9 protein-coding genes and 1 tRNA gene are annotated in these 11,786 nt (G+C 54.5%); 6 read left to right on the top strand and 4 right to left on the bottom strand.

Annotated elements, in window-relative coordinates; translation table 11 throughout:
• Window positions 1-357 precede the first annotated feature (357 nt).
• The 3 genes from LB462_RS28075 to LB462_RS28065 form a co-directional block, all read right to left on the bottom strand.
• A complete protein-coding gene (locus LB462_RS28075) occupies window positions 358-717 on the bottom strand; it encodes a response regulator transcription factor (RefSeq protein WP_255628028.1) in 360 nt (119 codons plus the stop codon).
• Between the two features lie 110 nt (window positions 718-827).
• Window positions 828-1,457 (bottom strand): response regulator transcription factor, encoded by a 630-nt coding sequence (locus LB462_RS28070; protein ID WP_224514872.1) that lies wholly within the window; start codon window positions 1,455-1,457, stop codon window positions 828-830.
• The gene (locus tag LB462_RS28065; protein ID WP_224514870.1) at window positions 1,457-2,968 is read right to left on the bottom strand and encodes a sensor histidine kinase; all 1,512 of its coding nucleotides are present in this window, start codon (window positions 2,966-2,968) and stop codon (window positions 1,457-1,459) included. Before LB462_RS28065 ends, LB462_RS28070 begins: the two co-directional genes overlap by 1 nt.
• A gap of 274 nt (window positions 2,969-3,242) precedes the next feature.
• On the opposite strand from LB462_RS28065, the gene LB462_RS28060 reads away from it, so the two are divergent.
• From LB462_RS28060 to LB462_RS28045, 4 genes are all read left to right on the top strand, one after another.
• Window positions 3,243-3,809, top strand: a complete 567-nt coding sequence (locus tag LB462_RS28060) for a Dps family protein (RefSeq protein ID WP_224514868.1) — start codon at window positions 3,243-3,245, stop codon at window positions 3,807-3,809.
• Complete coding sequence (locus LB462_RS28055; RefSeq protein WP_304610459.1) at window positions 3,809-5,032, top strand: oxalate decarboxylase family bicupin; 1,224 nt, start codon at window positions 3,809-3,811, stop codon at window positions 5,030-5,032. Before LB462_RS28060 ends, LB462_RS28055 begins: the two co-directional genes overlap by 1 nt.
• Before the next feature lie 74 nt (window positions 5,033-5,106).
• Window positions 5,107-5,916 carry a formate/nitrite transporter family protein gene (locus LB462_RS28050; RefSeq protein ID WP_224514866.1) on the top strand — a complete coding sequence of 270 codons (810 nt, stop codon included), beginning with the start codon at window positions 5,107-5,109 and terminating at the stop codon, window positions 5,914-5,916.
• Between the two features lie 51 nt (window positions 5,917-5,967).
• The gene (locus LB462_RS28045; RefSeq protein WP_224514864.1) at window positions 5,968-8,277 is read left to right on the top strand and encodes an FdhF/YdeP family oxidoreductase; all 2,310 of its coding nucleotides are present in this window, start codon (window positions 5,968-5,970) and stop codon (window positions 8,275-8,277) included.
• 236 nt (window positions 8,278-8,513) lie between these two features.
• Here the strand turns inward: LB462_RS28045 and LB462_RS28040 are convergent.
• Window positions 8,514-8,589: transfer RNA gene (locus LB462_RS28040), tRNA-Thr, on the bottom strand.
• 267 nt (window positions 8,590-8,856) lie between these two features.
• On the opposite strand from LB462_RS28040, the gene LB462_RS28035 reads away from it, so the two are divergent.
• Window positions 8,857-9,345 carry a (2Fe-2S)-binding protein gene (locus LB462_RS28035; protein WP_112528209.1) on the top strand — a complete coding sequence of 163 codons (489 nt, stop codon included), beginning with the start codon at window positions 8,857-8,859 and terminating at the stop codon, window positions 9,343-9,345.
• A gap of 84 nt (window positions 9,346-9,429) precedes the next feature.
• The gene (locus tag LB462_RS28030; RefSeq protein WP_224514862.1) at window positions 9,430-11,775 is read left to right on the top strand and encodes a xanthine dehydrogenase family protein molybdopterin-binding subunit; all 2,346 of its coding nucleotides are present in this window, start codon (window positions 9,430-9,432) and stop codon (window positions 11,773-11,775) included.
• Window positions 11,776-11,786 lie beyond the last annotated feature (11 nt).

The following is an 11,786-nucleotide window of genomic DNA, read 5'->3' as shown; positions in this document are numbered from 1 at the left end:
TTGTCACCATCATGCCGACCAATTGCATCACTCGGGTTCTCACGCTCACTCGATCAACGAACAGTGCCATCTAGTCCCATCCCTCACACTGCATTCTGCCAATTTGGATCGCCAAAGATACGGTCCATGGTATAGAAAATCAAAGTTTTAATATTGACGATTATGTCCAGCTTGATAACTCGCGTCTGTCGCAAACCGATTGCTTAACGTTCGTTCGGCATAGCTTCCGGCAAATATGGGAGCTTGTCGTTCAACGGCCTCCATTTTGATCTTGCTGTGTGTACTTGGTATCTGTCGGTGCGTACGTTGTCACGGCACCTATGTGGGCTATGGCACGGTTTCTTCGGTTGGTATGCATTACACAGCCAGAGCGTGCTCAATGCAATCGATCATGGCCTGGCTTTCGAAAGGTTTGCGGAAAAACCCTTTGGCACCTGCCGCCATCAACCGTTTGTGTATGCGTTCATCCTCGAATGCGGTGATGAAGATGACCGGCGTGCCTACACCAATATTTCGCAGGATCTGGAACAACTCCACTCCGCCAATTCCGTCCATTTGCACGTCGGTTATCAGGCAGTCGATTTCAATAAGCCCCCGTTGCGCCAGGAATGATTCTGCGGAAGCAAATGTATGGACATTGAGCCCATGTGAGCTGATCAAATTCTCCATGGCATCGCGCAGTGACGCGTCGTCCTCGACGACGACTATGGATTTCAAACGGTGCACCAGAAAACCTTTATGACGGTACTAAAAGCCTGTAACTATCAGCTGGTTACATGCACCATTGAGAGACTAGATGATATCATACAGAAGTTTAGGTTCTGGCATCAAGTGTTTAAGCCGGGTCGAAGCGCCTCGTAGGCCTTGACCAGTTCCGCGAGAGTTCGCACCCCCATCTTTTCCATCAGATGGCCGCGATGGATCTTTACAGTTATCTCGCTCACACCAAGTTTGCCTGCGATCTGCTTGTTCATAAGGCCGCTCGTTACCAGGGCGATTACCTCACGCTCCCGGCTCGTCAGACTTTCATACCGCGCCATCAGCGCGGACAGTTCGTCTTCGCTCGCCCGGCGGCTTCGATCCAGTGCCAATGCATTCGAGACCGCATCCAGCATGTCCTGATCCCGAAATGGCTTCGTAAGAAAGTCGATAGCCCCGGCCTTCATCGCTCGCACTGACATGGGGACATCACCGTGACCGGTCATGAAGATAATGGGGATATTGTTCCCAAGCTTCGCTAGCTGGTTCTGAAAATCGAGTCCGCTGACGCCTGGCAGGCGAATATCGAGGACGAGGCAACTTTCGGCGGAGACTTTGGCAGGACGGGCAAGGAGTTCTGCGGTGGAGCCGAACAGTTCCACACGGATACCGACCGATTCGAAAAGATTGCGTAGCGCTTCCCGCAAATGCACATCATCGTCAACCACATAGACGATCGGCGTCGTGAGCACGGCCATCACCCGACCTCCTTAGTAAATGGAATTGTGACTTCGAACGTGGTGCCAGCTCCCGGTTCGGAAGTTGCATTTATGCTCCCGCCGTGGGCGGTCAAGATTGAACGGCATATTGACAAGCCCATACCCATTCCGTCGGGCTTCGTCGTATAAAACGGGTCAAACAGTCTATCGCGGACTTCAGGCGGGATGCCGGGGCCAGTGTCCTGGATTCGCAACACGACGGCGGCTTCCTCTGACAACGACTTCACCAGAAGCTCTCTCTTTCCGCCGGGAGCGTGCGCCATCGCCTGAATGGCATTCAAAATCAGATTCAGGACGACTTGCTGTAGCTGTACCCTGTCCCCATGAATCTCCGGGAGATGGTCTGCGAGGTCAAATCTTGATGTCACCTGATTGACATCAATTTCGCGTTGCAGCAGTGCGACTGTTTCCTTGGCGACCTCATTGAGATTAACGTTGACCGGGTTCGGCGACGACTTCACCGATAAACCGCGTAAATGCTTGATGACCTCGCTGGCGCGGGTTGCGTCGGCGACCATTCCCTCGATCGAAGATTCGACTTTTTTCAGATCGGGCACGTCCCTTCTGAGCCACCGCAAGCCGGCTCCTCCGTTGGTGACCACGGCGGCTAAAGGCTGATTGAGTTCATGAGCGATCGAGACCGTTAATTCGCCAAGGGTCGCGATCCGGGTGACATGGGCCAGCTGGCTTCGCGCAACATCGAGTTCGTTCTCTGCTTCCCGTCTCGCGGTAACATCCATTATGCTGATCAGAACCATGTCGAGAGTTGGGCGATCGGGCGGTACGGCAACATTATAAAGAAAGATGAGTTGGCGGCCCTGTGACGTTCTTATCACCGTTTCGGCTTCATAGCTGTGGTTCCCAGCCCAGATGGATGCGAGGAAATTCCAGACCTTGCGTTCCACCTCTGAACTGACGAGAGCGGGCAGCAGCGTGCCCAGCCTATCTATATCCGGCATATTGAACATGTTTAGAGCGGTGTTGTTGGCGTTTATCAACTTGATCGATCTTAGCGCTTTCCGGACAAACCTGGGATCGAGGTTCTCAATATCATCGATGCTTTGGACACCATCAGTTTTGTATTTGTCGATGGCAGTTTTAAGACCCGTAAAATCCATCTGGAGGATTCCAACACCCGTGGCCAGGAAAATGGACCGGTAACGCTGCTCACTGTCTTCCAGAATACCGATTGCCGCTTTTACCCTAAAAGCAAGAAATGTCGTTATCCCGATGGCAGCAAGGCTGACGAAGCAACGTCCTATTGACTCTGCAGGGAGTTCCAGTCCGTGCGAAAGCAAAAAGCTTAGAAGCGTCAATCCCATGCAGCCAGCACCAATCGCAACAAGCTGGGTCTGATTGGCGAAATTGAGCGACAGCAGCACTACCACTACGTAGAGCACTGCAATGGCAATGTCGAATGTAGTCAATGTGTCCAGCAGGAAGACCGCCACAGCAATAAGCATTGCAGCGACCGGGGAAAATCTTGACAACGAATTATCTCCATATGGTCGAGTCGATCGGGCTATACCAGATTGGCTGCAAGGCTGCACAATCTTAAGTAGCGCGATGTCGCTAAATTTTGGGCGATCGCGGCGGTGTTGCGGCTCGCCTCGCGCACATAACATCCGGCCGACGGTAAATGCTCCCTATACTCAAGTATAACTTAATCGAAACGAGTATCCACTGTCACAGCAGGAAGGCTTGGCCTAGGCTCAATACAACAATCAGCCAGGATACTATGTGGAACAGAAAAGGGGTCGTTGAATGAGCCTGTCAATTTGTACAACTAACCGTGTGAGGTCGCTCTATTCAGGCGACGCTGCCGCTGAGGTTTCGGCGGCCTTGACCACACTCCTCGCAGACACGTTCGCGCTGTACCTAAAGACGAAAAGTTTCCATTGGCACATGACTCCAAGGGGTTTTGGTATTTTCCAGCCACTGCTAGGCGAGCAAGCCGAGCAGATACTTTCGATCACAGATGTTATCGCTGAACGCATACGCGAACTCGGAGGCACTACGCTACATTCGATTGGTCATATCGGGCGACTGCAGAGGCTTGCCGACAACGATGCCGATTACCTTACGCCCGCAGAGATGTTGACTGAACTCGCCAGCGACAACAGGCAGCTCTCTTCATTCCTGCGTTGCACCCGCGATGTCTGCGACGTGCACCGGGATTTTAAGACGGCTGACTATTTCGAGACTTGGATCGACGAGGCCGATGGCCGAACGTGGTTTCTCATCGAAGCATGGCGTGCGCATCTCCGATCAACCCCGACAACAGCTGCGGCACTGCAGGTGCAAATGACATTATCGGAAAGGCTCATATAATGAATGCTTTTAGCCGTCGTGAGGCGCTCTTGGCGCTGTCTGCAGGTGGCATGGTCGCCGCTGCAGGGTCAACGAGTTATGCCGCAGACCTACCACAGCCGCGCCGCGCCGGAGCGGGCGGCGATGATCCTGGACCACGCAACGTAGATCGGGATATTCAGAATCCGGATATCCTTAATCAGCCGACTACCGATGCCGGTACCTTGCCAAATCTACGCTTTTCGTTTGCCGATGCGCCTATGAAGCAATATCCGGCCGGCTGGACCCGGCAAATTACGAAACGGGAACTTGGAATCTCCCAGAGCATCGCCGGCGTTGATATGCGGCTGAATGCCGGCGGCGTCCGGGAATTGCACTGGCACAAGGAATCCGAATGGGCTTACATTCTTTATGGGAATGCCAGGGTTACCGCTGTTGATCCCGAAGGCAAGAATTTTGTCGATGATCTTGGTCCAGGGGATATCTGGTATTTTCCATCTGGCACACCGCATTCCATTCAGGGGCTTGGTCCTGACGGCTGCGAATTTCTCCTCGTTTTCGATGATGGAGGTTTTGACGAGGACAGCACGTTCCTGTTGAGCGATTGGTTCAAGCATGTGCCAAAAAGTGTGCTCGCCAAAAATTTCGGCGTCCCTGTAACAAGCTTTGACAACCTGCCCGCTCCTAGCGACCGTTACATTTTCAATCTTCCCATTCCAGGCAACCTGGACAGTGACAAGATCGCTGGCGCAACCGCAGTTCCCAATGGTTTTGTGCATCGAATGGGTTCCCAGGTTCCGATCAAAACTAGCGGGGGCACCGTCCGCATTACCGACTCCAAGAACTTTCCCGTGTCAAAAACGATTGCCGCCGCCCTTGTGGAAGTCGAACCGGGCGGCATGCGGGAGTTGCACTGGCATCCGAATACCGACGAATGGCAATATTACATTCAAGGAATTGGAAGAATGGGCGTATTTGCAGCAAACGGCCACTCCCGCACATTTGATTTCGCAGCCGGCGACGTCGGTTATGTTCCTTTCGCAATGGGACATTACATCGAAAACATCGGCGACAAGCCCCTTGTGTTTCTTGAGACGTTCAAAAGTGACCACTACGCAGATGTCTCTCTCAATCAGTGGCTGGCACTTACCCCTCCGGAACTCGTCTCCGGACATTTGAACTTCGGCAAAGCAGCAATGGAAGCTCTGAAAAAAACCAAACAACCGGTTGTTAGCGGCGCGTAGATACGTTGCGCGGTGATCTACGGGCCGCGCGGCATCAACTTGGATACAGGCTTCGCCTCCCGAAAGGAATCCGGATGTACGAAGAAACAATCAACAAGCTCTCCGAGTCGGGCAAGTCCAAGTCCATAACCCTTAAGGGTAACCCGCTTGCCTTCATGATTGGCTCGACCATGGCGGGTGCATATATCGGCTTTGGCGACATAATCATGTTTACGGTGGGCGCACATGCAGACCCTTCATGGGCTCATCTTGTAATGGGTACTGTTTTCGCCTCGGCACTGACGATCGTCATTTTTGCCGGCTCGGAACTTTTCACCGGTATGACCATGTATATGCCGCTTGCGCTTCTGAGCGGCAAAACTGGTTTGATCGATCTCCTGCGCGTTTGGGTACTTTGCTGGCTGGGCAATTTCGCAGGAGCTTTCTTACTTGCGGTGCTCTTTAAACTTGGCGGCGGAGGTGTCCTGCTCGGCGACGGCAGTCCGGCATTCTTTGCCGCGGTTGCAGCGAAAATCAGTGCCCCGGCTCACGAGCTTTTTGCCCGGGGCATCATATGCAACTGGCTGGTTTGCCTCGCGATCTGGATGTCTTATCGAACCGAAAACGATGCTGCGAAAGTCTTTTTGATTTTTTGGCCGATCATGATTTTCGTTGCTGCTGGTTTCGAGCACTGCGTGGCAAACATGTTCGCCTTCTCATTAGCGCTCCTCGGTCCTCATCCAGCAACCATTAGTGTATATGGCGCTATGCACAATCTGGTATTTGTCACTTTGGGCAACATTGTTGGCGGCGGGATCATGGTGGCCTTCGGATACTGGGTGCAATTCGCAGGCACTGCCCAAGCGGCTTCTCCGCTTGCCAGAAGCCGGACGATCCCCCGGTGAGCAGGATCGGCTGACACTACCTTATCAACATCGTTTGAAAGCGGATTTGACATGGCCAGGAAAAGACCCCACGGCATTGAAACGTATAACGCAGCAGCCGGCGGCTGGGGCGCATTGAAGGCGGTGGCCGAAAGCCTTTCGCGGCAGCAGGTAGTCGCACAGGGAGCCGCAACACTCTTGAAGGTCAATCAACCCGATGGTTTTGACTGTCCTGGCTGCGCCTGGCCTGATCCGAAGCACACGTCTTCGTTCGAGTTTTGTGAGAATGGTGCCAAGGCCGTCACGTGGGAGTCTACCGCCAAACGCCTGACGCCGTCGTTCTTTGCATCTCACACCGTCTCAGAATTGTGGGATTGGCATGATCATGACCTCGAAAACCAGGGGCGACTAACCCATCCGCTGATCTATGATGGGACCGTAGACAGGTACGTGGAAATTGAATGGGACGAAGCATACCGGACGATCGCCGAAGTGCTGAACGCGCTCCCCGATCCGAATATGGCGGAATTCTACACCTCAGGCAGAGCCTCGAACGAAGCCGCCTTCCTTTTTCAACTGTTCGTGCGGGCTTACGGAACGAACAATTTCCCCGACTGTTCCAATATGTGCCACGAAGCGACAAGCGTGGGTTTGCCTCAATCGATCGGTGTCGGCAAAGGCACCGTCACACTTGAAGACTTCGATTATGCTGATGCCATCTTCAGCTTCGGACACAATCCCGGGACGAACCACCCCCGCATGATGACGACACTGCGGGAAGCTGCGAAGCGGGGTGTTCCGATAGTGGTCTTCAATCCGTTAAAAGAGCGGGCGCTCGAACGGTTTGCTTCCCCCCAAAGTGCCGTCGAGATGGCAACGCTGGCGTCCACAGAGATTGCCTCAGCCTATCATCAGGTGCGTCCCGGCGGTGATCTTGCCGTGCTGAAGGGGATGATGAAGCGAATTTTTCAACGGGACAGAGCGGATATAGAAAACGGCGGAAACGGCATGCTCGACCGTAGTTTTATTGCCGAACACACGGATGGCATCGAGGCTCTGCGAACAGACATCGATGAGACGACCTGGGATCAGATCGAGGCGATCTCCGGGCTCACGCGGGCGGCGATTGAAAGTGCCGGTGACGTTTACCTGAAGGCTAAGAACGTCATTCTCTGTTACGGGATGGGTATCACGCAGCACAGGAATGGTACTTCCAATGTTCAGCAAATCGCCAACTTTCTGATGTTGCGCGGGAACATCGGCCGTCAGGGAGCCGGCATTTGCCCATTGCGGGGCCATTCCAATGTTCAGGGTGATCGCACAGTAGGTATTACTGAAGCGCCCAACGCCGCGTTGCTGGATGGCATGGAGCGCGCCTTCGGCTTTCGCCCGGTGGCCGAGCAAGGTCACAGCGCCGTAGAGGCGATTGAAGCTATCTGCGAAGGCCGTTCAAAGGCGCTTATTTGTCTCGGTGGCAATCTTGCCGTGGCAATTTCGGACCCTGACGCCACGTTCGCCGGCATGCGGAAGCTGGATCTGGCGGTTCACCTTACGACCAAGCTCAACCGCTCCCATCTGCTGACGGCGAGAACATCGATTATACTGCCGGTCCTTGGTCGCACCGATCTCGATGTTCAGGCGACGGGCCCACAATCCGTCACGGTCGAAGACTCAATGTCGATGGTTCATGCATCGCGAGGCTTTCTGAAACCGCCAAGCGACTCGGTCCGCTCGGAGTCAGCTGTGATCGCCGGCATGGCCAAAGCCACCCTTGGCAACCGGCATGGTATAGCATGGGATGCAATGATCGAAAACTACGACAGGATACGCGACAAGATTGAAGTGGTCTTTCCGGACTTCCATGACTTCAACGAGAGGATAAGGCAGCCCGGCGGGTTTCGTCTGAGCGTGCCAGCGTCCATCCGTGACTGGCGCACCCCGGCCAAAAAGGCCCAGTTTCTGGTCGCCGAGGGCCTTAACGAAGATCCGCAAGTTTCGGATCCTGACCTTCTCACATTGACGACCATTCGCAGTCACGATCAGTACAATACTACGATCTACGGCATGGATGATCGTTACAGAGGCGTGTTTGGACGACGCGATGTCATCTTTCTCAACGGGGATGACCTCGCCAGCAGGGGGCTCTCTGAAGGAGATATACTTGACGTCGAAGCAGCCCGAAACCCCGCTGAAATTGATGACCGGCCGCGGCTGGTTCGCCGCCTCACTGCGATCGCGTACAATATCCCGAGCGGATCCGCTGCCGGATACTACCCGGAAATGAACGGCCTGATCGCCTTGTCGCACTACGACCGCCGCTCGGGAACCCCTGGATTCAAGTCAATTCCCATCCGCATCAGACTTGCGACACCAGGCGATTGATAGACCTGACAGAAGTTCGCAACCCGGCAACATTGAGCTTGGTACGGCCCCGACCACCGAATGGCTTCCGAGCTCGGCCTTGCTTGCGGTCCAAAGCACTATCGCGCTGACGTGTAAATAATTCGCCTTGTTCCGATAATAGTCGCTACCGCGCTGTCGGCGATCTAACGGATTGCTATTGCCATCTCCGCTCCTTCATCTTCTCGTTAGTCCAAAATGTTATGAAGATGAAAGTATGGTGCCGCATAGGTGACTCGAACACCTGACCCCATCATTACGAATGATGTGCTCTACCAACTGAGCTAATGCGGCAGGAAGAGAACTTCCCGATCCTTGAAAGCGGCCATCGTGATGTGCCGGCGGATGTGGCGCCTGATACCTTCATTGTGCTGCAAATGCAAGCCTAGAGATGCGTTCGTATCGTCAAACTACCAGTCTCCAACTCCCTCGATCCTCACGGGATCGCCAAATTAGAATTTTTCTATTTTGACGATAGACAAGTGCGAAAGAGCGGTTAATCTTCTCTCTACCACATGACGCCCGGAAGAGGCACCTGCGTCAACGTTCTGGGAGGAACCTATGGCCAAAGTGGAATTGTTCGTGAATGGGCGTGCCGTCACAGGCGAAGCCGAAGACCGCACACTGCTTGTGCACTTCCTGCGTGAAAATCTTGGGTTAACTGGCACGCATGTCGGGTGTGACACATCGCAATGCGGTGCCTGCGTGGTTCACGTCGATGGCAGGGCGGTCAAGTCCTGCACAATGCTGGCGGCCCAGGCCTCCGGCTCGACGATCACGACGATCGAGGGCCTCAGTCCAAACGGCGAACTGCATCCGCTTCAGGTCGCGTTTCGGGAAAATCATGCGCTTCAATGCGGTTTCTGCACGCCTGGCATGATTATGACTTCGGTCGATATGATACGGCGACACCCAAACGGGCTCGATGAAGCAACCGTGCGGGATCAGCTCGAAGGCAATATTTGCCGCTGTACCGGCTATCACAACATCGTCAAGGCCGTGCTCGACGCATCGGACAAAATGGGCAAGGGCGCCGTCAAAGCCGCCTGATCATTTGGATTTTCAGTTTTGTAGCCGGTGGCTTGGAGGTCAACTTTTTCCAGGCAAACGCGCTCGCGACAGGGAGACGAAGCCATGGGTGTTGAAGGTATCGGAGCACGTGTTCTTCGCAAAGAAGACAAAAGATTTATCACTGGCAAGGGCCGCTATACCGACGATATGTCCGTACCGGGCATGAAACATGCTGCCTTCGTGCGCAGCCCCCACGCTCACGCGAAAATCACCGGCATCGATGTTGAAACAGCGAAGAAGATGCCCGGCGTCATTGGCGTTCTGACAGGTGCGGAACTGAAGGCGGACGGCATCGGCAATCTCATTTGCGGCTGGATGATCCATTCCAAAGACGGAACGCCCATGAAGATGGGCGCTTGGTCGCCGCTTGCCACCGACACAGTGCGTTATGTGGGCGATGCAGTCGTTATCGTAATTGCTGATACAAAGGGCCAGGCGCGTGATGCCGCCGAGGCGGTCGACGTGTCATACGAAGAGCTTCCGGTCGTTGTGAAGACTGCCGAAGCCCTCAACGAAGGTGCGCCGCAACTTCATTCGGAAGCGCCAGGCAATCTGATTTTTGATTGGGACATCGGGGATGAAAAGGCCACGAATGATGCTTTCGCAGGCGCTGCTCATGTCACCAAGATGGATATTGTCAATGGCCGCCTTGTTCCCAATGCGATCGAACCGCGTGCTACACTCGGTGTCTATGATGCTGGCGAGGACCATTATACATGCTGGACGACGTCTCAAAATCCGCATGTCGCACGCTTGGTGCTGAGCGCATTTTACAATGTCGCTCCGGAAAACAAGCTTCGTGTCATCGCCCCGGACGTCGGGGGCGGCTTCGGATCGAAGATCTTCATTTATCCTGAAGAACTCATTTGCCTCTGGGCATCGAAAAAAACCGGCGTTCCGGTCAAATGGGTGGCCGACCGGACCGAAAGTTTCCTGGCGGATGCGCATGGCCGTGACCACGTCACGCATGCGGAACTAGCCTTTGACAAGGATAATAAAATCCTTGGTCTCAAAGTTCAGACGATCGCCAATCTCGGCGCCTACATGTCGCTATTCTCGAGCTCAGTGCCGACCTATCTTTATGCCACGCTTCTCTCTGGCCAATACGACATTCCGGCGATCCACGCCAATGTGAAAGCCGTTTATACCAACACGGCGCCCGTCGACGCCTATCGCGGGGCGGGGCGGCCGGAAGCAAGCTTTGTGCTTGAGCGCATCATGGAAACCGCAGCGCGCGAATTGAAGGTTTCTCCGGCAGAGCTTCGACGGAAAAATTTTATCCGCACTTTCCCGCACCAGACGCCGGTAATCATGAACTATGACGCGGGCGATTTCGATGCGACCCTTGATGCCGGGCTGAAGGCTGCCGATTATGAGGGATTCGAGAAGCGCCGCGAGGAGGCTGCCAAGCGCGGCAAGCTCCGCGGTATCGGATTGAGCTGCTACATCGAGGCCTGCGGCATTGCACCTTCCGCGGCAGTCGGCTCTCTTGGGGCAGGCGTGGGTCTGTGGGAGAGCGCTGAAGTCCGGGTCAACGCAATTGGCACGATCGAAATTCTGACTGGCTCCCATTCGCATGGTCAAGGACACGAGACAACGTTTGCCCAATTGGCTACCGAGCGTTTTGGTGTTCCGATCGAGAGCGTTTCCATCGTTCATGGAGATACGGACAAGGTGCAGATGGGGATGGGGACCTATGGCTCGCGTTCCGGTGCGGTCGGAATGTCAGCCGTCGTCAAGGCTTTGGATAAGGTGGAAGCCAAGGCAAAGAAAATTGCTGCCCATCTCCTCGAAGCAGATGAAGCCGATATCGAGATCAAGGACGGCAATGTCAGAGTCGCTGGCACCGACAAGTCGCTGCCCTGGTTTCAGGTAGCGCTTGCGGCATACACCGCCCACAATCTTCCCTCCGGTATGGAGCCGGGATTGAAAGAGGGTGCGTTCTACGATCCATCCAACTTCACGTTCCCAGGCGGCTGCCATATCTGCGAAGTAGAAGTCGATCCTGAGACGGGTGTGACAGAGATAATTCAGTTTGTCGCTGCGGATGATTTCGGCAAGATCATCAACCCGATGATCGTCGAAGGACAGGTCCACGGGGGACTGGCTCAAGGCATCGGCCAAGCACTGTTGGAAGGCACCCACTATGACGATACGGGGCAGCTGCTAACTGCCAGCTTCATGGACTACACCATGCCGCGCGCGCAGAACCTGCCGTCGTTTAACATCATGACGACAGAAACGCCGTGCCCGTCCAATCCGCTCGGAATCAAGGGATGCGGCGAGGCAGGGGCAATTGGTTCGCCGCCCGCCGTGATCAACGCCATCACTGATGCAATCCATAACAACAATCTGACCATGCCGGCGACACCGCAAATTGTGTGGAATGCCATTCAGGCTGCGAAGTGAAGGGACAGCAC

Origin of the sequence: Phyllobacterium chamaecytisi (assembly GCF_020164455.1) — a bacterium.
GTDB classification, from domain to species: domain Bacteria; phylum Pseudomonadota; class Alphaproteobacteria; order Rhizobiales; family Rhizobiaceae; genus Phyllobacterium; species Phyllobacterium chamaecytisi.
The sequence above is the reverse complement of the archived record's forward strand: the minus strand, read 5'-3'. Positions and strand labels throughout refer to the sequence as shown.